Here is a 21435-nt window from a genome sequence, read left to right on the forward strand (position 1 = left end):
AGGGGCCGCGCCGGATTACAGTTCGCTCTTCTTGTGGAAACCGTCTTTAACCACGGTGGCGTCAATGTTCTCTTTATTGACTTCAATCGGCGTGAGCAGGCGAGCCGGAACGTCTTTCAGGCCGTTATTCAGCGTTGCGTCTGCTTTAGGTTGTTTGCCATTGCCCAGCTCCACGGCGATTTCCGCCGCCGTATTGGCCAGCTGGGTAATCGGTTTGTAGACCGTCATGGTTTGGGTGCCTGCGATAATGCGTTTTACGCCAGCGAGATCGGCATCCTGTCCTGAAATGGCGACTTTTCCGGCCAGCCCCTGTGCGCTCAGGGCCTGGATAGCACCGCCTGCAGTGGCATCGTTGGAGGCCACAACCGCATCAATTTTGTTGTTGTTGGCCGTCAGCGCGTTTTCCATAATTTTCAGCGCGTTTTCTGGCAGCCAGCCGTCGGCCCACTGATCGCCAACCACTTTAATTTTCCCGTTGTCGATGTACGGCTTAAGGACTTTCATTTGCCCTTCGCGGAACAGTTTGGCGTTGTTATCTACCGGAGAGCCGCCCATCAGGAAATAATTGCCCTGAGGCACTTTGTCGATCAGGCTTTGCGCCTGTAATTCCCCGACTTTTTCATTGTCGAACGAAATATAATAATCAATATCCGCATTATTAATCATGCGGTCATAGGCCAGGACTTTTATGCCTTCCTGTTTGGCTTCTTTCACCACGTTACTTAATACCTGGCCGTTATAGGGGATAATGACCAGAACATCGACGCCACGGTTGATCATATTCTCGATCTGCGACATTTGTGTTTCTTCGTTGCCGTTAGCCGACTGAACAAACACGCTTGCGCCGAGAGATTCTGCTTTCTTCACAAAAATATCGCGATCTTTTTGCCAGCGCTCCAGGCGCAGGTCGTCAATCGCCATGCCAATTTTGACCTCTTTGGCATGTCCTGCAAAGCTTGCAAGGAGAAGCGTAGTGCAGAGCGTTAGAGTCAGGTTCTTTATCTTCATAATTATTAGGCCTTTTTGTAGGGGTATGTGTTGCTGAGATAAAAGAAACATTCACTACTGAGACGCAGCAAATTTTTAACGCGGAAAGGCGGGCTGGCAATTACAGATTTTTATCTTCTCATTATGATATTTGGTTTATTTCTGAATTTATGACCGCGATCGGATTTTAAAATACGTAACGTCTTAATTACATTTGATTCTGGAATACGCGCCGAAAAATAGTTTGTCTGCGCATTATTTTGCGAGCCAGCGCACAGTTGTGCATTCTCTCAATAGCAGTGTGAAATAACGTAATTGAGCAACCCAAAATGTCTATTCACTATTACTCCTGTATCAACGACTCGCCGCATACCCTGATTATGGAGCTCAATATGCAAGCTTATTTCGACCAACTCGATCGTGTTCGTTACGAAGGCCCAAAAACGACCAATCCTTTAGCATTTCGTCACTACAACCCGGATGAGCTGGTGCTGGGTAAGCGCATGGAAGATCATCTGCGCTTTGCCGCATGTTACTGGCATACCTTCTGCTGGAACGGCGCCGATATGTTCGGCGTGGGTTCCTTTGACCGCCCGTGGCAGCAGCCGGGTGAGGCCATTGAGCTGGCAAAGCGCAAAGCCGATGTCGCATTTGAGTTCTTCCACAAGCTGAACGTACCGTACTACTGCTTCCATGACGTGGACGTGTCGCCGGAAGGCGCGTCGCTGAAAGAGTATCTGAACAATTTTGCGCAGATGGTGGATGTACTGGCGGCGAAACAGCAGCAAAGCGGCGTGAAGCTGCTCTGGGGCACGGCAAACTGCTTCACCAACCCACGCTACGGCGCGGGCGCGGCAACCAATCCGGATCCGGAAGTGTTTAGCTGGGCAGCCACGCAGGTGGTGACGGCAATGAACGCTACGCATCAGCTGGGTGGCGAGAACTATGTCCTGTGGGGTGGCCGTGAAGGTTATGAAACGCTGCTGAACACCGACCTGCGTCAGGAGCGCGAGCAGATTGGCCGCTTTATGCAGATGGTTGTCGACCATAAGCACAAAATCGGCTTCCGCGGCACGCTGCTGATTGAGCCGAAACCGCAGGAACCGACCAAGCATCAGTATGACTACGACGTGGCGACGGTGTATGGCTTCCTGAAGCAGTTCGGTCTGGAAAAAGAGATCAAAGTGAACATTGAAGCCAACCACGCCACGCTGGCGGGCCACTCTTTCCATCACGAGATTGCGTCTGCCATTGCGCTGGGCATTTTCGGCTCTGTCGATGCGAACCGTGGCGATGCACAGCTGGGCTGGGACACCGATCAGTTCCCGAACAGCGTGGAAGAGAATGCGCTGGTGATGTACGAAATCGTCAAAGCGGGCGGTTTCACCACCGGCGGCCTGAACTTTGACGCCAAGGTGCGTCGTCAGAGCACCGACAAATATGATCTGTTCTACGGCCACATTGGCGCGATGGACACCATGGCGCTGGCGCTGAAAGTGGCGGCTCGTATGATTGAAGACGGCGAGCTGGATAAACGCGTAGCGAAGCGTTACAGCGGCTGGAACAGTGAGCTGGGCCAGCAAATCTTGAAAGGTCAGTTATCGCTGGCGGAAATTGCGAAGTACGCTGAACAACAGCAGCTGGCGCCGCAGCACCAGAGCGGGCACCAGGAACTGCTGGAAAATCTCGTAAACCACTATCTGTTTGATAAGTGATTGAGCTGAAAATGCACGTAGGCCCGGTAAGCGTTAGCGCCACCGGGCATTTCTGTTAAAGGAGTCACCGTAATGTATATCGGGATCGATCTTGGCACATCGGGTGTGAAAGCCATCCTGTTGAGCGAGCAGGGCGACGTTTTAGCAACGCAGACGGAAACGCTGCAGGTTTCACGTCCGCATCCGCTGTGGTCAGAACAGGATCCGGAGCAGTGGTGGCAGGCGACGGATCGCGCAATTAAAGCCTTAGGTGAGCAGCACAGCCTTCGTGACGTGAAAGCGCTGGGAATTGCCGGACAAATGCACGGCGCTACGCTGCTCGACAGCCAGCATCGCGTGCTGCGTCCAGCGATCCTCTGGAACGATGGCCGCTGTGCGGAAGAGTGCGCGCTTCTTGAGGAACGCGTGCCCAATTCCCGGGAGATTACCGGCAACCTGATGATGCCCGGCTTTACTGCGCCCAAATTGCTGTGGGTGCAGCGCCACGAACCGGAGATTTTCCGTCAGGTGGCGAAAGTCCTGCTGCCGAAAGACTATCTGCGTTTTCGCATAACGGGCGATTTCGCCAGCGACATGTCCGATGCCGCCGGCACCATGTGGCTCGACGTGGCGAAGCGCGACTGGAGCGAGGCGATGCTGGATGCATGCTATCTGACCCGGGAACATATGCCAACGCTGTACGAAGGCTGTGAGGTGACAGGCGCGCTGCTGCCAGCCGTTGCTGAACGCTGGAATATGCCTGCCGTACCGGTGGTGGCCGGGGGCGGCGATAACGCGGCGGGCGCTGTCGGTGTCGGCATGGTTGAGGCGGGGCAGGCGATGCTGTCGCTGGGAACGTCCGGCGTCTATTTTGCCGTCAGCGACGGGTATCGCAGTAATCCTGAAAGCGCTGTGCACAGTTTCTGTCATGCCCTTCCCGGGAAATGGCATTTGATGTCGGTGATGCTCAGCGCGGCATCCTGCCTGGCCTGGGCGGCAAAACTCACCGGCATGGCCGACGTTCCGGCGCTCATTTCCGCAGCCCAGCAGGCGGATGACGCTGCGGGTACCGTCTGGTTTTTACCGTATCTTTCCGGCGAGCGTACCCCGCACAACAACCCGGAAGCGAAAGGGGTGTTCTTTGGCTTAACCCATCAACATGGCCCGGCAGAACTGGCGCGTGCGGTTCTGGAAGGCGTGGGCTATGCGCTGGCCGACGGGATGGACGTGGTGCACGACTGCGGCCTGAAACCGACGAGCGTCACCCTGATTGGCGGCGGTGCGCGAAGCCCTTACTGGCGACAGATGCTGTCTGATATCAGCGGGTTGCAGCTGGATTTCCGCACCGGAGGGGATGTTGGGCCCGCGCTCGGTGCCGCGCGTCTGGCGCAGATAGCCATTCATCCGGAACAACCGCTTTCGCAACTGTTGCCGCAGCTTACGCTTGAACAGGCGCATTTGCCTGACGCGGCGCGCCATGCGCGGTACGCGGAGAGGCGCGACGTGTTCCGCAAAATCTACCAACAGCTGTTGCCGCTGATGTCGTAAATACGCTTGTCCGGGAGAGGCACGAGGATGTCCTTTTTTGGTCTGTGCGTGCCTTCATTTCCTTGCCAGTATGGTGTTACACCCACTGGCGAGGAGATTTATCATGTCACGCATTGCATTAATCAACATCGATACTCAGCAGTCCTTCCATCACCGCAATTACTGGCAGGAGGACGAAATTCCTGCCTTTCAGCAGGCGATGCTGGGGCTGATCGAAGGCTGCCAGGCGCGCAATATTCCGGTCGTTGATATTTTTCACGTGGATGAAGACGGTCCTTTCACCCTCGAAAGCGGCTATGTCAAACCGATGGCCTTTTTACGTCATCAGCCGGATGTGGTTTTCCAGAAACACGTCCATAATGCATTTACGGATACCGGGCTTGACCGCTGGCTGCGCGAGCGTGATATCAACCAGCTGATTATCTGCGGCATTCGCACTGAACAATGCTGTGAAACCACCGCCCGGGTGGCATCCGATCTAGGTTATGCTGTGACCTTTGTTAGTGAGGCAACGCTGACGTTTCCCATGACGTACAAGGGGATAACCCTTAGCGCAGCGGAAATTCGCCATCGTACCGAGACGGTACTGTCCGGGCGTTTTGCCGAGGTTAAAACGGTAGCGGAGACGCTGGAGTCACTGTAATGCGCATCGACGTCTGGTTCGTGATGTTGCCCGGGGTGCTGTCATTAGACATGACCGGCCCGGCAGAAACCTTTGTGCTGGCAGGCGACGCGTTTCGCCTGCATTACATTGGCCCGCAGCCTGAGGTTCCGACGTCGATTGGCCTGACGATGAGCGGCATTCAGCCGCTGCCGGAGCGTCTGCCGGAAGGTAGTCTGCTGGTGCTGCCGGGTGTGAGCGACTCCCGCAGTCAGTTCTCAACGCCACAGGCGCAGCAGATCCAGCACTGGCTGATGCGCCTGCAGCCGCAGATCCAGCGCCAGGAAATCACCGTGATGTGCGTCTGTTCAGGGGCCTTACTGGCGGCGAAATCGGACCTGCTGAACAACCGACAGTGCACGACCCATCATGACGTTATTAGCCGTTTACGCACCGCGGCCCCCACGGCGACGATTAAAGAAAACCGCATCTTTGTGCAGGATGAGAATATCTGGACCAGCGCGGGGATCACGTCAGGCATCGACCTGGCGCTGCACATGATTAACCGCCTGTGCGGCCCCGAAAAGGCGCTGACCGTGGCGCGTGAGATGGTGGTCTGGTTCCGTCGTTCCGGTGACGATCCCCAGCTCTCTCCGTGGCTACGCTATCGCAATCATCTTCACCCGGCGATTCATCGGGCGCAGGATGCGCTCACCGCCGAGCCGCAAAAAACGTGGAGCTTGCCTGACATTGCCGCACTGGCGCACGTCAGCCCGCGTCATCTCACCCGGCTTTTCCAGTCACATTTAGGGATTAGCGTTCGCGATTATCTGGAACAGCTGCGTCTGGCGGTGGCGGAGCAGTGGCTATTGCAGGGGCGCGGCGTGGAGCAGGCTTCACTGGCGGCGGGGTTTTCCTCCCCGCGCCAGTACCATCGCGCCCGGCAGCGAAGCATTAGCTGACGAAGCGGCGAGCGTCTATTTTTTGCAGCAGCATCGACAGCAGCAGGCTGATCGCCAGCGTGGCGGCAAAAATCCAGACCATATCCAGCACCGGCCAGCTTTTTAGCTCAATGCCTCTCGTGCGCAGCGCGTGGATCACCAGCGCGTGAAAACCGTAAATCCCGAGAGAGTGCCGCGAGATAATACTCAGCACGGGAAGGGCGCGCGCGTTCAGGGTATTTTTGGCAAGCGTGAGCAGCGAAACGGCACAGATAAAGACCATCGGCCCGCAATAGAGATACCAGGTATCGGCAAAATTGCCGCGCCACTGCAATTCGTGCAGCGTCCCGCGTGAAATCACTGCCACGCCAGCGATAAACAGCGCCCCGCAGAGCCAGTTCAGCCCGCGTTTTTGCGTGTCCATCATCCCGATGGCGCGCCCCAGCATGCCGTAAAGCACGTAGTAAAAAGTATCGCCGTTGATATAGAGATTGACCGGCAGCCACTCAAATCCGTCGATTTTCTGTGAGAGCGTATTCGGGTTGGCGACAATGCCGATAACCACCATCAGGGCCAGAAGCATTTTACCGCTGACGTTTTTTACCTGGATGAGCGGGGAGACCAGATAGATAACGATAATGGCGAAGAAGAACCACAGGTGATAGAACACCGGTTTTTGCAGCACGTATTTCAGCGATAGGCCGGCGTTAATGGAGGTGAACAGCGTGATATAGAGCAGGGCAACGGCGCTGTAGAACCCCAGGCAGGCCGCGATGCGGATGAAGTGCCGCGGCTGCGCGCTACGCTCGCCAAAAAAGAGAAAGCCGGAAATCATAAAGAACAGCGGCACGCTGACGCGTGACGCAGAGTTGAGAATATTGGCGATATCCCAGTTAACGGGGCTGATGCTGTGGGCATTCGTGACGTACCAGGTCGTCGTGTGGATCATGACCACCATCAGACACGCTATTCCTCGCAGGTTATCAATCCAGTTAATTTTTGACTGCATCAGTTCCTCGTATTCCCTGTAAATTGAGTGTGACTGCCATTGTCCAAAAGTCTTCGCTTGGAAAATTCTGAGTTTTATTCAGCAGGCTTGTAGGGAGGCCGCGAGATTCGCAGAATGCCGGACCGTAATCTATAAAAGCTTTGATACTAAAAATAACAGCCACTGACCAGGGCGGTAATAAAAATGATGATGAAGCGTGTGGCGTCACTCTTTCTGCTGTTGAGCCTGGCGGGATGCAGCGCGCCGCAAGAAGCACCTGTGCAGAAAGCGCAGCAGGGTAAAATGAGCCCGGAACGTTCACTGAATATGGAAGCGCTCTGTAAAGATCGGGCCGCTCGCCGCTATAACTCGGACGTACAGAAAATTGATGTCACCGGGTTTGAGCGTTTTCAGGGAAGCTATGAGCTGCGGGGACATACGTCGCGCAAAGAGGGCTTTGTCTGCTCGTTTGATGCGGACGGTCAGTTTTTACATCTCTCCATGCGCTAGCCTGCTCGTATAATCAACAGCCAGACGCCGTCAGCGTTCTGGCCGGAAGGCTTATTTCCCCAATTTTCCCTAAACAACCCCGTTTCGTACTGTATATCTTGCAGCCAGCGGGTATACTGGTCCCTTCCATTTAAAACCACACGTATCCAGCACGAAATACTATGCAAAAGTTTGATACCAAGACCTTCCAGGGCCTGATCCTGACCTTACAGGATTACTGGGCTCGTCAGGGCTGTACCATTGTTCAACCTTTGGACATGGAAGTCGGCGCCGGCACTTCACACCCGATGACCAGCCTGCGCGCGTTGGGGCCAGAGCCAATGGCGACCGCGTATGTGCAGCCTTCCCGTCGTCCGACCGATGGTCGTTACGGTGAGAACCCGAACCGTCTGCAGCATTACTATCAGTTCCAGGTGGTGATTAAGCCATCACCAGACAACATTCAGGAACTGTACCTCGGGTCGCTGAAAGAGCTGGGTATGGATCCAACCATCCACGACATTCGTTTCGTGGAAGATAACTGGGAAAACCCAACGCTGGGTGCCTGGGGTCTGGGTTGGGAAGTGTGGCTGAACGGCATGGAAGTGACCCAGTTCACTTACTTCCAGCAGGTTGGCGGTCTGGAATGTAAGCCAATCACCGGTGAAATCACCTACGGTCTGGAACGTCTGGCGATGTACATTCAGGGCGTAGACAGCGTTTACGACCTGGTCTGGAGCGACGGCCCGCTGGGTAAAACCACCTACGGCGACGTGTTCCATCAGAACGAAGTGGAGCAATCCACCTATAACTTCGAATACGCGGACGTGGACTTCCTGTTCACCTGCTTCGAGCAGTATGAGAAAGAAGCGCAGCAGCTGCTGGCGCTGGAAACTCCGCTGCCGCTGCCTGCTTACGAGCGTATTCTGAAGGCCGCCCACAGCTTCAACCTGCTGGACGCCCGCAAAGCCATCTCCGTGACTGAACGTCAGCGCTACATTCTGCGTATTCGTACCCTGACCAAAGCCGTTGCAGAAGCTTACTACGCGTCCCGTGAAGCCCTTGGCTTCCCGATGTGCAACCGAAACAAATAAGAGGCGGCCATGTCTGAGAAAACTTTCCTGGTGGAAATCGGCACCGAAGAGCTGCCACCAAAAGCCCTGCGCAGCCTGGCTGAATCTTTCGCTGCGAACGTGACCGCCGAGCTGGATAACGCTGGCCTGGCACACGGTAAAATTGAGTGGTTTGCTGCACCGCGCCGTCTGGCGCTGAAAGTGGCAAATCTGGCGGCGTCTCAGCCGGATCGTGAAGTCGAAAAACGTGGCCCGGCGATTGCCCAGGCGTTTGACGCGGAAGGCAAGCCGAGCAAAGCGGCTGAAGGCTGGGCGCGCGGTTGCGGCATCACCGTTGATCAGGCCGAGCGTCTGACCACGGATAAAGGCGAGTGGCTGCTGTATCGTGCGCACGTGAAAGGCGAAAGTGCTGAAGCGCTGCTGCCGGACATGATTGCGACTTCTCTGGCGAAGCTGCCGATTCCTAAGCTTATGCGCTGGGGCGCGTCCGACGTGCACTTCGTGCGTCCGGTTCACACCGTGACCCTGCTGCTGGGCGATACCGTTATCCCGGCCACCATTCTGGGCGTGGCGTCCGATCGCGTGATCCGCGGCCACCGCTTTATGGGCGAGCCAGAGTTCACTATCGACAATGCCGACCAGTATCCGCAGATCCTGCTGGAGCGGGGTAAGGTCATTGCCGACTACGAACAGCGTAAAGCCAAAATCAAAGCGGACGCGGAAGACGCGGCGCGCAAGATTGGCGGTAACGCAGACCTGAGCGACAGCCTGCTGGAAGAAGTCACCTCTCTGGTTGAATGGCCAGTTGTGCTGACCGCGAAGTTCGAAGAGAAATTCCTGGCCGTTCCGGCTGAAGCGCTGGTATACACCATGAAGGGTGACCAGAAGTACTTCCCGGTCTATGCCAACGACGGCAAGCTGCTGCCAAACTTCATCTTCGTGGCGAACATCGAATCGAAAGATCCGATCCAGATTATCTCCGGTAACGAGAAAGTGGTGCGTCCACGTCTGGCAGATGCGGAGTTCTTCTTCAATACCGACCGTAAAAAGCGTCTGGAAGATCATCTCCCGCGCCTGCAGACCGTGCTGTTCCAGCAGCAGCTGGGTACGCTGCGCGATAAGACCGACCGCATTGCGGAGCTGTCCGGCTGGATTGCCCGTGAAATCGGTGCAGACGTCAACCACGCGACGCGTGCAGGCCTGCTGTCCAAGTGCGACCTGATGACTAACATGGTGTTCGAATTTACCGACACCCAGGGCGTTATGGGCATGCACTACGCGCGTCACGATGGCGAAGCGGAAGACGTAGCCGTTGCCCTGAACGAGCAGTATCAGCCGCGCTTTGCGGGTGACGAACTGCCGTCCAACCCGGTTGCATGTGCCGTCGCAATTGCCGATAAGATGGACACCCTGGCGGGTATCTTCGGTATCGGCCAGCATCCGAAAGGCGACAAAGACCCGTTTGCGCTGCGTCGTGCCGCGCTGGGCGTGCTGCGTATCATCGTTGAGAAGAACCTGAACCTCGATCTGCAGAGCCTGACCGAAGAAGCGGTGCGTCTGTACGGCGACAAGCTGACCAACGCTAAGGTCGTGGATGATGTGATCGACTTTATGCTCGGTCGTTTCCGCGCATGGTATCAGGACGAAGGTTTCACCGTTGACACCATTCAGGCGGTGTTGGCGCGTCGTCCAACCCGTCCGGCTGATTTCGATGCGCGTATGAAGGCGGTTTCCCACTTCCGTACCCTGGAAGCGGCATCTGCCCTGGCCGCGGCCAACAAGCGCGTATCCAACATTCTGGCGAAATCCGACGAGACGCTGAACGAGCGCGTGAACGCCGCGACCCTGAAAGAGCCGGAAGAGATCGCTCTGGCGATGCAGGTTGTGGTGCTGCGCGACAAGCTCGAGCCGTACTTCGCGGAAGGTCGCTACCAGGAAGCGCTGGTGGAGCTGGCCGAGCTGCGTGACGTTATCGACGCCTTCTTCGAGAAAGTGATGGTGAACGTAGAAGATAAAGAGCTGCGTATTAACCGTCTCTCCATGCTCGAGAAACTGCGCGAGCTGTTCCTGCGCGTAGCGGATATTTCGCTGCTGCAGTGATGTGCCGTTGTTAGAATGCTAAAAACCCGCTTCGGCGGGTTTTTTTATGGGGCTTTTCTGAGCAGGATAAGCGCAGCGTCATCCGGCAGGTTTAGCCGATCGCGATTGTGCCTTCGTTCGTCTGCAGCCAGCGCGGTGCCTTCAGCTTATCGGCAAAGTAGCTGACCAGTTCGCACAGCAAATCTTCCATCACGATTTCAGATTGTCGCGGCAGTGAGCCGTTCATCAGCATCTGCGTTATCTCCTGACAGTAGCGCCCCAGCTGATCGCATTCGGGTTCGAAAGCCGGAACGCATGACGGGAGTTCCTTCACGGTCAGGCTGGCTTTTAAAGCGTCCGGAACAGGATCCAGAAGCGTGGGTTGCAGAAGATTCAGACAGGCATAAAGTCTGCCGTAAAGGGCCATTTTTGGGGCGGGTTCTTCGCAATCGACCAGTGCGTCGGTAAAACGTTCGCAGTTATCCGCCAGTTCGGTGAAGTCGGTGGCATGGTTGAAGGGCAGGGTGATTAAAGAGTTAATCAATGACATAAAATAACCTCAGTGAGTGGTATATCTTCCGCCACGGGAGGTTCCAGGCTCGCTGGTGGCGGAACCGAACAAGGTTGGAACGACTGGCCTCACTGACACCAGCGCGCTTTGCAGCGCCCCTGTCCGGCCCGCCATTGAGATGCAACAGGCCGTACGACACAGAGCCTGTGTCGCCAGTGAAGTGATTCAGGGTTCCAATCCCGGCACCTGATTTTGCAGGTGCGAAGAGAACTTACTGCTCATCAAAACAGGCGGCAACAGTTTTGAGCTATGTCGCTGAGGATATTACCATTTCTGGAAAGAGGCTCGCAAAATTACCGTAATGAGAAGCATACTGCGGGTAGAGGTTTTACAGCGACGCCATGACGGTGGCGATTGAGCCGCCCTGGCACGTTCACAGGCCATGTCGTTACAGAGTAGCAAGGAACAACCCCCACAGCCGTATGCTCCCCCTCACCCCAGCCCTCTCCCTCAAGGGAGAGGGGGCCGTCTGTGCAGGCAATATTTGGTGGGGATCCCTCAGCCCAAAGGGGGAGGGAGTATAAGTCGATCAAAATTTAACCTTGAAACCTTCAACACATTACCGCTATCCTTAACGCGTTAACTTTCTCGCGCTGGAGCGCCCCCCAAAAATGAACAAACACGACTGATGAATTTCGATCCTTGCTAAACGCCACCGCGTCGGCAGGGGATGTTTTGATTTCATTCAGGAGTGCTTATGGCTCATTTTGCGCAGTCCCCTTCTTTTATTTTGCATCAGGTCACCTGTCAGTTTCCGACGGGCGATACACTTTTTGGTCCGCTGAATCTCACGCTGGAACCCGCCCTGTGCGCGCTGGTTGGCCGCAACGGCAGCGGGAAAACGCGTCTGCTGCGTCTGCTGGCGGGGCTGGACGAACCGGCTTCCGGTCATATTGAACGCTTTGGCTCGCATGCCTGGGTGGCGCAGCAGCACGTCATTTCGCCGCAGACGACGCTTGCTGAACTGCTCGGGTATGACGCTATTTTTGCGGCGCGTAAGCGCATCGACAGCGGCGATTATCAGCCTGACGATCTGGACACGCTCGACGGCCGCTGGGATGTCGCCGAGCGTCTGAGCGAAGCCTTTATCAATGCGAATCTCCCGCCGTTTGACCCGGATAAACCCGCCGGTGAGCTCAGCGGCGGCGAGCGCATTCGCGCCCTGCTGTGCGGGGTGTTTACGGCTGAAGCCGATTTCATGCTGCTGGACGAGCCCACTAACCATCTGGACCGACAGGGCCGGGCGTGGTTCTACGACCAGCTCAGCCGTTTTCAGGGCGGCGTGCTGGTGGCTTCCCATGACCGTGAGTTGCTGGCCCAGGTGCCGCGTATCCTTGAACTGAGCGCCTCGGGCCTGCGCAGCTACGGCGGGAATTATGCGGATTATCAAACCCAGCGCGATGCCGAACAGCAGGCGGCCCGCGCGGCGCTGGAACATGCTGCAATCGAGCGCAAACGCACTCGGGCACGCATGCAAAAAGAGCATGATGACAGCCAGCGGCGTTCGGCAAAGACATTGCGCACCGTTGATACCCTGAATATCGCATCGTTCGAGCGGGTCAAATATAAAGGCGCGGCAAAAGAGCGGATTGGCTCCTGGAAAAAACAGCATAGCGAGCAAAATGAAGCCCTGAACGCCGCGGTAAACAAGGCGCGTGAACGCGTTGAAGAAGATAACCCGGTAATGTTCACCCTGCCGGGGAGTCAGATCCCGGACGGGAAGCAGGTACTGGTGCTGGAGGATCTGGTGCTGCCGCCGCATGTGCCGGTTCCTCCGCTCAACTGGCGGATGGACGGACCGATGCGCGTGGCGTTAAAGGGACCGAACGGCTGCGGAAAATCGACGCTGTTAAAAACCATCCTCGGCGAGATAGCCCCCCGTTCGGGTACCTGTAAGGTTTCAGTCAGCTGCGCTTATCTTGATCAACATCTTTCCCGGCTCGATCTTTCACAGTCGGTCATGACGCATCTCAACCTGAGTCATACGCCTCTGGAAGAGGGGGTATTGCGAACCCGTCTGGCGCAGCTTCAACTAGGGGCCGACAAAGTTACGCTCCCGCTGGCGGAGCTCAGCGGCGGCGAGCGTCTTAAGGCCGCCCTGGCATGCGTGCTGTGGCGTGCGGAGGCCACGCAGCTTCTGCTGCTGGATGAACCGACCAACCATCTGGATTTAGCCTCGGTCCAGGCCATTGAAGCGGCGCTGTCCAGTTTCCCCGGGGCTCTGCTGGTGGTATCGCACGATGAGGCTTTTCTAAGAGGCTTAACGTTAACGCATGAATGGGTATGGGAGGAGGCGGGCTGGCGTTGCGAGAGCCTTTAAAACACAAGCCCCCGCAAAGGCGGGGGCATTCAATCTTCACTACGCTATCTGTTTGCTGAGTGCAGGGTTGGCCTGAATCAGGCGCATCAGCCTTAACTCGGTTGGGGTGGGTTTCTCACGTTTTGACTCCCACTCCTGCACCATAGCCACGCTGACACCCATCGCTCTGGCGAATTCTTCCGTTTTCAGTCCTGTCCCTTTGCGCAATTGCTCATATTCTGTAAAGGGATTGGATTTTTGTTGCAGGGTAATCGCCTGCGGTACGTCTTTAAAAATGATCTGTTCCAGACTGCTCAGCAGTTCAAACTCAGGATCTTTATATTCCATTGAGGACTCCTCTTAAATCTCACATCGTGATCAAGAACATCAGAGAGCCAGTTAAGAATAGTCCCTAATACGAACCCAGGATCGTCACGGGTGTGATTAATCGTGCGATAACGATCGCTTTACCCGATTCAGCGATATGGATAGTTATGCTAATTACCTGATTAGTCATATGTCGGCTTCGGCAGGTATTTTTTTGTAAATGGTAAGAAATAAATCGGCAATAGCCGTTTTGCATGAAAAGAGTATCTTGCAAGGCTGACCTGGACTATCCTTGTCAGCGTCGGGCACGCGTGTGCCGGTGTGCGCTTTTTTGGGTGAAAGGAGTAATAAAATGGCGACAGGAAAGTCCTGCTCTCGCTGGTTTGCGCCTATTGCGGCGTTGTTGATGGTTGTTAGCCTGAGTGGGTGTTTTGATAAAGAAGGCGATCAGCGCAAAGCGTTTATCGATTTTCTGCAGAATACAGTGATGCGCAGCGGCGAGCGGTTGCCGACGCTGACTGCGGATCAGAAAAAACAGTTTGGCCCCTTCGTGTCCGATTACGCCATTCTTTATGGTTATTCACAGCAGGTGAGCCAGGCGATGGATTCCGGTATCCGTCCGGTAGTGGATAGCGTGAACGCCATTCGCGTTCCGCAGGATTATATGACGCAGCGTGAACCGCTTCGCCAGTCCAACGGTGCGCTTGGCGTGCTGAGCCAGCAGTTGCAGAATGCGAAAATGCAGGCTGACGCTTCACGTTCTGCGCTGAAGCAGGGTGACGATCTCAAACCTGTCTTCGACAAGGTGTATGAGAAAGTGGTGACGAAACCGTCTGAAGCGCTGCAACCGCTGATTCCGGCCGCGCAAATCTTCACGCAGCAGCTGGTTCAGGTGGGCGACTTTATTGCCCAGCAGGATACTCAGGTGAGCTTTGTTGCCAACGGTATTCAGTTCCCGACCTCGCAGCAGGCAAGCCAGTACAATACGCTGATTGGGCCGCTGGCCTCCCAGCATCAGGCCTTTAGCCAGGCCTGGAGTGCCGCAGTCACGGCCACAGAATAAACCGAAAAAACCCCGTCTCTGGCGGGGTTTTTTTATGCTTATCGAAAATAACGCTTGTCATTCTTCTACCACATCGGTATAACTATCCCCGTCGGTTTGTTACACAGACCTAAAGCAGTTTAGTAAAGCAGTCCAGATTGTTATCCATAGATACCCTTCGTTGTGACCCTTCCTTCATCGCTTAAAAATCTGTAACGCAATCCATCAAGCCGGAAGGCTCAATATATTTGTTAATAAGGTAATTTCTATGTCTGCTAAAATGACTGGTCTGGTAAAATGGTTCAACGCTGATAAAGGTTTCGGCTTCATCACTCCTGACGATGGCTCTAAAGACGTGTTCGTACACTTCTCTGCTATCCAGAACGATGGCTACAAATCTCTGGACGAAGGTCAGAAAGTGTCCTTCACCATCGAAAGCGGCGCTAAAGGCCCAGCAGCTGGTAACGTTGTAAGCCTGTAAGCTTCCAATCCAGTAGCACAAAATTCAAAAACCCGCCTTCTGGCGGGTTTTTTCGTTTCTATCGTTGCACCTGCGGATTCACACAGTTTATCTCCACCTTTCCGCTTAGGGCGGCGATAAGGTTATCGACCGCAGTGGCCGCCATGTTGTAGCGCGTCTCATGGGTTGCGGAACCGATGTGGGGCAGGGCGACGACGTTTGGCATTGCCAGCAGCGGGGAGTCCATCGGCAGCGGCTCCTGTTCAAACACGTCCAGACCTGCGGCATGGATCTCACCGTTCTGCAGGGCTTCAATCAGCGCCTTCTCATCCACCACCGGGCCACGACCCGCGTTGATGAAAATGGCGGATTTCTTCATTTTTTCAAATGCGGATTTGCCAATCAGATGACGCGTTTCGTCCGTCAGCGGCAGAACCAGACAAACAAAATCGGCTTCCTGCAGCAGAGTATCCAGCTCGCAGTAGCGGGCGTTGAAGCGTTCTTCGGCTTCACTGTGATGGCGACGCGCGTTATACAGAATCGGCATGTTAAAACCAAAATGCGCGCGCTGCGCCAGTGCCAGCCCAATGCGCCCCATGCCAACAATGCCCAGCGTTTTGCCGTTAACGTCCACGCCGAACCAGTCCGGTCCAATGCTTTTTGTCCATTCGCCCGCTTTCACGCGCTCGGCCACTTCCACCACGCGACGGGCCGTGGTGAGTACCAGCGCCATCAGCGTATCGGCCACGGTTTCCGTCAGGGCATGGGGGGTGTGCATCAGCAGGATCTTGCGGGCGTTCAGGGCATCCACATCGAAATTGTCGTAACCCACGGAAACGGTAGAGGTAGCACGAAGCTTCGGCATTTTCTCCAGCAGGGCGACATCCACTTTCTCGCTTGAACCCAGCAGGCCTTCGGCGCTGGCGAACGCTTCGGCGTGCTGCGCCACGGTTTCCGGGCTCAGGTTCTTCACCTGCGTGACGGTGAAGTATTCTTCAAGGCGTTTCTGCAGATCTTCCGGCAGTGCTTTGTACAAAATGACGGACGGCTTCATGCTAATCTCCGTTGATTTTTAAGGATTCAGGCGTGGCGTGCGCCGACAGGATGCTGTTGATTATTAGCAGGCTTAACAATCAGAGTAAGCCACACGGAGGCGAAAAGCGCCACCCCCATAAAGATGTACGATGCGGACGGACTGCCGGTGGCACCGTTCAGGTAGCCGACGAACCAGGAGCCGCAGAACGACCCCAGCGCACCCATACTGTTAATCAGCGCCATCGCGCCACCCGCGACGTTACGCGGCAGCATTTCCGGGATGATGGCAAAGAACGGACCGTACGGGGCATACATGGCGGCACCGGCGATCACCAGCAGGGTATAAGAGGCCCAGAAGTGATTTGCACCCACGGCCCACGAGCCGATAAAGGCAAAAGCAGCGATCAGCAGCAGCGGCCAGACAAACAATTTTCGGTTCTGCAGCTTGTCCGACGCCCAGGAGACGACGATCATGGCGATGGTCGCGGCCAGGTACGGTACGGAAGAGAGCCAGCCCACTTCTACCATCCCGAGGTTCTCGCCGCCGCTGCGGATAATCGACGGCAGCCACAGCACAAAGCCGTACACGCCAATGCTCCAGGTAAAGTACTGCGCGCAGAGCAGGATCACGTTGCGCGAGCGGAAGGCTTCACCGTAGTTGCGTACCGCCTTCAGGCCTTGCTGTTCTTTATCCAGCTGCGCCTGCAGCGCCGCTTTTTCGTCTTCGGAAAGCCATTTCGCCTGGGCAGGTTTATCTTTCACCAGCACCCACCAGCAGAATGCCCAGATCACTGCCGGCACCCCTTCGATAATAAACATCTCGCGCCAGCCGAAGGACTGGATCAGGTAGCCAGATACCACCGACATCCACAGTACCGTCACCGGGTTACCGAGGATCAGGAAGGTATTCGCGCGCGAGCGTTCAGATTTGGTAAACCAGTTGCTGATGTAGATCAGCATCGCCGGCATCACCGCCGCCTCAACGACGCCGAGGATAAAGCGAATGGCGGCCAGGGCAGGAATATTGTTCACCACGCCGGTCAGTGACGCGCAGGCGCCCCACAGGATCAGGCAGACGAAGATCAGCTTACGCACGCTGCGGCGTTCCGCATAAATCGCGCCGGGGATCTGGAAGAAGAAGTAGCCCAGGAAGAAAAGGGCTCCCAGCAGGGAGGAGATACCTTTGGTGATGCCAAGGTCCTCTGTGATCCCCGCCGCGGACGCGAAGCTGAAGTTGGCACGGTCAAGATACGCCAGGCTGTACGTGATAAACACGATTGGCATGATGTACCACCAGCGTTTTACTGCATTGGTCGAACTGTTCATAGGCTTGCCTCTGTTGTTGAGGTTGTTACCGCCGTTGTCTGTAGGGTACACGGTGGCTTGTTTTGCTGAGTGCGATTTATGCCCCTCACCCCGGCCCTCTCCCCAGAGGGGAGAGGGAGCAAGTCATTCCCTCGCCCCTCTGGGGAGAGGGTTAGGGTGAGGGGGATGTTTATTCGTTAAGCTCTGCTCGCGTGGGTAATCCTTCGCTGTCGCCCTGCGCCTGAATGGCCAGCGAGCCAATCTTGTTGCCCCGCGCTACGGCCTGCGGCAGCGTTTTGCCTTCCAGCAGGGCGCTAATCACGCCCACGGCAAAACCGTCGCCCGCGCCGACGGTGTCGACCACGTTCTCAACCTTGACCGCCGCGACCGCGCCCTGTTCGCCGTTGGCCGTCTTAAACCATGCGCCATCGGCGCCTGTCTTCAGCACCACCGCTTTTACCCCTTTATTCAGGTAGAAATCGGCAATGCCTTCCGGCGTGCTTTCGCCGGTCAGGATCATCCCTTCTTTCAGGCCCGGCAGAACCCAGTCCGCTCTGAACGCCAGACGGTTGAGCTTCTCGACCATTTCCTCTTCGCTTTTCCACAGCACCGGGCGCAGGTTCGGATCGAAAGAGATCGTTTTTCCCTGGGCTTTCAGAGTGGCTGCCGCGTGATCCAGCAGTTCATACGAGCTGGCGGATAGCGCTGCCGCCACGCCGCTCAGGTGCAGGTGGCGCGCGGAGGCGAAATAGTCGGCGTGGTAATCCGTCACTGAGAGGTGGCTTGCGGCCGATCCCTTACGGAAATACTCCACGATGGGATCGGTTCCATTTTCGACCTTGGATTTAAGCTGAAAGCCGGTAGGGAAGCGTGCATCAAGGGTGACGCCTGCGGCATCAATCCCCTCTTTTTTCAGCGAGTCGAGAACGAAATGGCCAAAGCTGTCGTCCCCCACGCGGCTGACCCAGCCCACATTCAGGCCGAGACGCGCCAGGCCGGTCGCGACGTTCAGCTCTGCGCCCGCCACGCGCTTGATAAAGTGCTCCACCGCGCTCAGCTCGCCCGTTTCAGTGGCGACAAACATCGCCATGGCCTCGCCGATGGTGATGACATCCAGCGTCTTGTGCATGGTTTACTCCTCGCGCAGCAGGTTGACGTAATGGCGGGTAACGGCGGTTAAATCCGTCCCTTCCAGCGGGAACTCGATACCGCGCGGGGCATCGGCAGGCAGCTGGCCGAGCAGATCCAGCCAGCGCGCATCAGCGTGGTCCGGCGCCACGGCGCGGAAGTTATCTTTATGCGGCACGGCGGCTTTCACGTGGATATAGCTCACCGCAGGGGCAAGGTGACGCGCGGCCTCTTCGGGGGAATCACCGACCCACAGCCAGTTGCCCATGTCGAAGGTCAGCGTGACGGGCAATGCCATTTCCCGACAGGCGGCCTGGAAGCGCTGCATCGGCGCGAGCTGTCCGCAGTCGGTCTGATCGTTCTCCACGACCAGCGCCATGCCGCTTGCGTTCAGCAGGGTACGCAGGGCGTCGAGAGGCTGCGCGTCGCGGAAATGGCCCAGGGAAACCTTCAGCCACAGGGCGTTCAGGGTGCTGGCCTCAGAGAGATAGCGGGTCAGATCCGGGTTGAGGGTGCCGTCGGGCATAAACAGGGCGGCGGGGGCGGAGTAGCACGCCAGCAGGCCGAGCAGCTCAATGGATTCTCCCAGCGCAGGCAGCGTCAGCAGCTCTTCGCTGCTGAACAGTTCCCGGCGGATCTCCACGCCGTCTGCCCCTGCGCCTGCAATAACGGGAAGCATCGCCCGCTGACCGCCTGCCTGTCGCACCTGTTCCGCACCGTACGCGGCGGTGACCACCATAATTTTCCTGCCCATCTTCGGACTCCATCGCAACATATCAATACTATTACGCTAGATGGAACCGGTTCCAAAGAAAAGGTCAGGATGTTGAATTTATGATCGGTATCACAAGGGAAAATTAACGCGCCGTGGAGCCGCGAACGATCAGCTCGCCGGAGAAGACCTGCTCGCGAACGGCATCGCTGGTGCCTTCAATACGACGAACCACTTGTTCAACAGCAGCATAGCCAATCTGCCAGGTGGGCTGTTTGAGGGTCGTAATGCCGACGCCCGCCAGTTCCGCCCACTCCAGTTCATCAAACCCCAGCAGACCGATATCGCTGCCCCAGTGCAGGCCAATGCGCTTGAGCGAGCGGGCGACCTGAAGCGTCAGCGCCCCGTTTGCGGAGATAACGGCTTTGCGCATCCCGCGATGGCGCGTGTGGAACTGGCGCAGGGTGTTGTCGAGCTGGTCGGCTTCGTGAAGCGGCGTTTCGGCATTTTCGGCGATCACGCCGGGATATCGCTCCAGCGTGGTGCGAAATGCGCTCAGGCGCTCGCGACGGGTATTGACCATCCCTAACGGTTCACTCAGAAACAGAATCGCCTCGAAGCCCTGTTCGATCAGATGTTCGGTGGCGGTAGTAGCGGCCTGGGTGTTATCCAGCCCGACCACATCGCAGGCAAATTCCGGGATTTTACGGTCGATGAGGACCATGGGCAGGGAGGATTGCTGCAGGCGATTTAAACCCTCTTCCCGCATGCCCACCGCGTTAACCACAATCCCTTCGACCTGGTAGCTGCGCAGCAGATCGAGGTAATGCAGCTCCTGGTCGACTTCGTTGTTGGTATTACAGACCAGCGGCGTGAAGCCCTTCTCGCGACAGGCGGCTTCAATACCGCTGAGGACGTTAACGGAATAGGGGTTGGTGATATCGGCGATGATAAGCCCGATAAGGCGGGTGCGGCCGCGTTTGAGCCCGCGCGCCATGAGGCTGGGACGGTAGTCGAGATCGGCAATGGCCTGTTCAATACGCGCCAGCAATGCGTCGGACAGCAGGTGTTTCTCGCCGTTAAGGTAGCGCGAAATGCTGGTTTTACCGGTTTTAGCGGCTTTCGCCACGTCGCTAATGGTGGCCCGGGCTGGTTTGCTCATCGCTGATTTCCCTGAATTTAGTGAGAATACCTTAACGGGAAAATCAGACGAATCAAGTAATTTGCCCGGTGGCGCTGCGCTTACCGGAGGGTGCGGTCTGGTGCCCTCACCCCAACCCTCTCCCACGGGATAGGGTGCAACCACTAAAAACGGCAACGAGCGTTGCCGTTTTGCTTTTACCTACTGAATTGGGCTTAACGTAATCTCAACGCGGCGGTTCTGCGCTTTGCCTTCCGCCGTGCTATTGCTGGCGATAGGGTTGGCAGGGCCCATGCCGCTGGTGCGGATGCGGTTGGCTTCAACGCCCTGGGTGATCAGCGAGCTGGCTACGGCATCGGCGCGCTGCTGGGACAGACGCATGTTCAGATCCTGGCTGCCGGTGCTGTCGGTGTAGCCCATCACGTTCACGGCGGTCTTGTTGTACTCTTTCAGCACCATCGCCACGCCGGTGAGCGTGTTCGCGCCCGCGGGTTTCAGCGTTGCGCTGCTGCTGTCGAAGGTCACGTTGTTCGGCATATTCAGGATGATGTTATCGCCGCTGCGCGTCACGCTCACGCCGGTTCCCTTCATTTTGTCGCGCAGCTTCGCTTCCTGCACGTCCATGTAATAGCCAACGCCGCCGCCCAGTGCCGCGCCCGCCGCTGCGCCAATCAGCGCGCCTTTACCGCGGTCTTTCTTGGAGGAGGAGAGCGCCCCCACGCCTGCGCCGACCAGCGAGCCGATACCCGCGCCAATGCCGGATTTACCCGCTTCACGCTCACCGGTGTAAGGGTTAGTTGTGCAGCCAGAAACAGCCAGTGCACCGCTCACCAGAGCGGCAATAACGAGTACGCGTTTTTTCATCTTCTTTCCTTAATCCTTTTTATTCTTTGCCACGGCGAGCGTGGCAGTTGATTATGACGTCCAGATACGGAGAAAATTCCGGGTATAACTCTGAAATTTGTGACAAACCATAAACTGCCTCAGAAAGAAGGCCGTAAACCTGCACGCAACC

At 56.5% G+C, this 21435-nt stretch carries 20 protein-coding genes; 10 read left to right on the forward strand and 10 right to left on the reverse strand.

Going from position 1 to position 21435, the window contains the following annotated elements; genetic code table 11:
• Positions 1-15: 15 nt before the first annotated feature.
• Complete coding sequence (xylF, locus tag NWV12_RS00770) at positions 16-1008, reverse strand: D-xylose ABC transporter substrate-binding protein (RefSeq protein ID WP_032650791.1); 993 nt, start codon at positions 1006-1008, stop codon at positions 16-18.
• A gap of 371 nt (positions 1009-1379) precedes the next feature.
• On the opposite strand from xylF, the gene xylA reads away from it, so the two are divergent.
• The 4 genes from xylA (at position 1380) to NWV12_RS00790 (ending at position 5792) form a co-directional block, all read left to right on the forward strand.
• On the forward strand, positions 1380-2702 hold the full coding sequence (gene xylA, locus NWV12_RS00775) for a xylose isomerase (RefSeq protein WP_087823749.1): 1323 nt from the start codon (positions 1380-1382) through the stop codon (positions 2700-2702).
• A gap of 72 nt (positions 2703-2774) precedes the next feature.
• The gene (xylB, locus tag NWV12_RS00780; RefSeq protein ID WP_048980302.1) at positions 2775-4229 is read left to right on the forward strand and encodes a xylulokinase; all 1455 of its coding nucleotides are present in this window, start codon (positions 2775-2777) and stop codon (positions 4227-4229) included.
• A 103-nt stretch (positions 4230-4332) separates the two neighbouring features.
• Complete coding sequence (locus tag NWV12_RS00785; protein ID WP_048980305.1) at positions 4333-4872, forward strand: isochorismatase family protein; 540 nt, start codon at positions 4333-4335, stop codon at positions 4870-4872.
• The gene (locus tag NWV12_RS00790) at positions 4872-5792 is read left to right on the forward strand and encodes a GlxA family transcriptional regulator (protein ID WP_048980308.1); all 921 of its coding nucleotides are present in this window, start codon (positions 4872-4874) and stop codon (positions 5790-5792) included. Before NWV12_RS00785 ends, NWV12_RS00790 begins: the two co-directional genes overlap by 1 nt.
• Here NWV12_RS00790 and NWV12_RS00795 read toward each other — a convergent pair.
• Positions 5785-6780 (reverse strand): acyltransferase, encoded by a 996-nt coding sequence (locus tag NWV12_RS00795; protein ID WP_048980311.1) that lies wholly within the window; start codon positions 6778-6780, stop codon positions 5785-5787. The two genes, NWV12_RS00790 and NWV12_RS00795, sit on opposite strands and share 8 nt — an antisense overlap.
• 183 nt (positions 6781-6963) lie before the next feature.
• On the opposite strand from NWV12_RS00795, the gene NWV12_RS00800 reads away from it, so the two are divergent.
• From NWV12_RS00800 to glyS, 3 genes are all read left to right on the forward strand, one after another.
• A complete protein-coding gene (locus tag NWV12_RS00800; protein ID WP_033147005.1) occupies positions 6964-7269 on the forward strand; it encodes a YsaB family lipoprotein in 306 nt (101 codons plus the stop codon).
• A gap of 161 nt (positions 7270-7430) precedes the next feature.
• Positions 7431-8342, forward strand: coding sequence for a glycine--tRNA ligase subunit alpha (glyQ, locus tag NWV12_RS00805; RefSeq protein WP_003860141.1), 912 nt, complete (start codon positions 7431-7433; stop codon positions 8340-8342).
• Between the two features lie 9 nt (positions 8343-8351).
• Positions 8352-10421, forward strand: a complete 2070-nt coding sequence (glyS, locus tag NWV12_RS00810) for a glycine--tRNA ligase subunit beta (RefSeq protein ID WP_048980313.1) — start codon at positions 8352-8354, stop codon at positions 10419-10421.
• 91 nt (positions 10422-10512) lie between these two features.
• On the opposite strand, the gene NWV12_RS00815 is transcribed toward glyS, so the two are convergent.
• Positions 10513-10950, reverse strand: a complete 438-nt coding sequence (locus NWV12_RS00815; RefSeq protein WP_048980315.1) for a hypothetical protein — start codon at positions 10948-10950, stop codon at positions 10513-10515.
• Between the two features lie 718 nt (positions 10951-11668).
• Between NWV12_RS00815 and NWV12_RS00820 the strand changes: the two genes are divergently transcribed.
• Positions 11669-13291 carry an ABC-F family ATP-binding cassette domain-containing protein gene (locus tag NWV12_RS00820; RefSeq protein WP_048980835.1) on the forward strand — a complete coding sequence of 541 codons (1623 nt, stop codon included), beginning with the start codon at positions 11669-11671 and terminating at the stop codon, positions 13289-13291.
• Between the two features lie 39 nt (positions 13292-13330).
• On the opposite strand, the gene NWV12_RS00825 is transcribed toward NWV12_RS00820, so the two are convergent.
• Positions 13331-13618: an HTH-type transcriptional regulator gene (locus tag NWV12_RS00825; protein WP_029740975.1), complete on the reverse strand. Its 288-nt coding sequence runs from the start codon at positions 13616-13618 to the stop codon at positions 13331-13333.
• A gap of 331 nt (positions 13619-13949) precedes the next feature.
• Between NWV12_RS00825 and NWV12_RS00830 the strand changes: the two genes are divergently transcribed.
• Entirely contained in the window at positions 13950-14660 is a 711-nt protein-coding gene (locus NWV12_RS00830; protein ID WP_023309949.1) for a DUF3053 domain-containing protein, read from the forward strand.
• A 247-nt stretch (positions 14661-14907) separates the two neighbouring features.
• Positions 14908-15120 carry an RNA chaperone/antiterminator CspA gene (cspA, locus tag NWV12_RS00835; protein WP_003860775.1) on the forward strand — a complete coding sequence of 71 codons (213 nt, stop codon included), beginning with the start codon at positions 14908-14910 and terminating at the stop codon, positions 15118-15120.
• A gap of 58 nt (positions 15121-15178) precedes the next feature.
• Here the strand turns inward: cspA and ghrB are convergent, their stop codons facing one another.
• The 6 genes from ghrB to NWV12_RS00865 form a co-directional block, all read right to left on the reverse strand.
• Positions 15179-16153 carry a glyoxylate/hydroxypyruvate reductase GhrB gene (gene ghrB, locus NWV12_RS00840; protein WP_048980836.1) on the reverse strand — a complete coding sequence of 325 codons (975 nt, stop codon included), beginning with the start codon at positions 16151-16153 and terminating at the stop codon, positions 15179-15181.
• 26 nt (positions 16154-16179) lie between these two features.
• Positions 16180-17460, reverse strand: coding sequence for an MFS transporter (locus tag NWV12_RS00845; RefSeq protein WP_048980837.1), 1281 nt, complete (start codon positions 17458-17460; stop codon positions 16180-16182).
• Positions 17461-17629: 169 nt separating this feature from the next.
• Complete coding sequence (locus NWV12_RS00850; RefSeq protein ID WP_101744417.1) at positions 17630-18568, reverse strand: sugar kinase; 939 nt, start codon at positions 18566-18568, stop codon at positions 17630-17632.
• A 3-nt stretch (positions 18569-18571) separates the two neighbouring features.
• A complete protein-coding gene (locus NWV12_RS00855; RefSeq protein ID WP_045400220.1) occupies positions 18572-19321 on the reverse strand; it encodes a sugar phosphate isomerase/epimerase in 750 nt (249 codons plus the stop codon).
• 103 nt (positions 19322-19424) lie between these two features.
• The gene (locus NWV12_RS00860) at positions 19425-20441 is read right to left on the reverse strand and encodes a LacI family DNA-binding transcriptional regulator (RefSeq protein ID WP_023309954.1); all 1017 of its coding nucleotides are present in this window, start codon (positions 20439-20441) and stop codon (positions 19425-19427) included.
• A 180-nt stretch (positions 20442-20621) separates the two neighbouring features.
• Entirely contained in the window at positions 20622-21284 is a 663-nt protein-coding gene (locus tag NWV12_RS00865) for an OmpA family lipoprotein (protein WP_024909080.1), read from the reverse strand.
• Positions 21285-21435 lie beyond the last annotated feature (151 nt).

The sequence above is a fragment of the Enterobacter sp. Crenshaw genome, assembly GCF_024734705.1.
In the GTDB taxonomy this organism is placed as follows: Bacteria; Pseudomonadota; Gammaproteobacteria; order Enterobacterales; family Enterobacteriaceae; genus Enterobacter; species Enterobacter asburiae_B.

Excerpts from the sequence above, each read along its gene's own strand:
- xylF (WP_032650791.1), bottom strand. The coding sequence starts at position 1,008 with ATGAAGATAAAGAACCTGACTCTAACGCTCTGCACTACGCTTCTCCTT.
- xylA (WP_087823749.1), top strand. The coding sequence starts at position 1,380 with ATGCAAGCTTATTTCGACCAACTCGATCGTGTTCGTTACGAAGGCCCA.
- xylB (WP_048980302.1), top strand. The coding sequence starts at position 2,775 with ATGTATATCGGGATCGATCTTGGCACATCGGGTGTGAAAGCCATCCTG.
- NWV12_RS00785 (WP_048980305.1), top strand. The coding sequence starts at position 4,333 with ATGTCACGCATTGCATTAATCAACATCGATACTCAGCAGTCCTTCCAT.
- NWV12_RS00790 (WP_048980308.1), top strand. The coding sequence starts at position 4,872 with ATGCGCATCGACGTCTGGTTCGTGATGTTGCCCGGGGTGCTGTCATTA.
- NWV12_RS00795 (WP_048980311.1), bottom strand. The coding sequence starts at position 6,780 with ATGCAGTCAAAAATTAACTGGATTGATAACCTGCGAGGAATAGCGTGT.
- NWV12_RS00800 (WP_033147005.1), top strand. The coding sequence starts at position 6,964 with ATGATGATGAAGCGTGTGGCGTCACTCTTTCTGCTGTTGAGCCTGGCG.
- glyQ (WP_003860141.1), top strand. The coding sequence starts at position 7,431 with ATGCAAAAGTTTGATACCAAGACCTTCCAGGGCCTGATCCTGACCTTA.
- glyS (WP_048980313.1), top strand. The coding sequence starts at position 8,352 with ATGTCTGAGAAAACTTTCCTGGTGGAAATCGGCACCGAAGAGCTGCCA.
- NWV12_RS00815 (WP_048980315.1), bottom strand. The coding sequence starts at position 10,950 with ATGTCATTGATTAACTCTTTAATCACCCTGCCCTTCAACCATGCCACC.
- NWV12_RS00820 (WP_048980835.1), top strand. The coding sequence starts at position 11,669 with ATGGCTCATTTTGCGCAGTCCCCTTCTTTTATTTTGCATCAGGTCACC.
- NWV12_RS00825 (WP_029740975.1), bottom strand. The coding sequence starts at position 13,618 with ATGGAATATAAAGATCCTGAGTTTGAACTGCTGAGCAGTCTGGAACAG.
- NWV12_RS00830 (WP_023309949.1), top strand. The coding sequence starts at position 13,950 with ATGGCGACAGGAAAGTCCTGCTCTCGCTGGTTTGCGCCTATTGCGGCG.
- cspA (WP_003860775.1), top strand. The coding sequence starts at position 14,908 with ATGTCTGCTAAAATGACTGGTCTGGTAAAATGGTTCAACGCTGATAAA.
- ghrB (WP_048980836.1), bottom strand. The coding sequence starts at position 16,153 with ATGAAGCCGTCCGTCATTTTGTACAAAGCACTGCCGGAAGATCTGCAG.
- NWV12_RS00845 (WP_048980837.1), bottom strand. The coding sequence starts at position 17,460 with ATGAACAGTTCGACCAATGCAGTAAAACGCTGGTGGTACATCATGCCA.
- NWV12_RS00850 (WP_101744417.1), bottom strand. The coding sequence starts at position 18,568 with ATGCACAAGACGCTGGATGTCATCACCATCGGCGAGGCCATGGCGATG.
- NWV12_RS00855 (WP_045400220.1), bottom strand. The coding sequence starts at position 19,321 with ATGGGCAGGAAAATTATGGTGGTCACCGCCGCGTACGGTGCGGAACAG.
- NWV12_RS00860 (WP_023309954.1), bottom strand. The coding sequence starts at position 20,441 with ATGAGCAAACCAGCCCGGGCCACCATTAGCGACGTGGCGAAAGCCGCT.
- NWV12_RS00865 (WP_024909080.1), bottom strand. The coding sequence starts at position 21,284 with ATGAAAAAACGCGTACTCGTTATTGCCGCTCTGGTGAGCGGTGCACTG.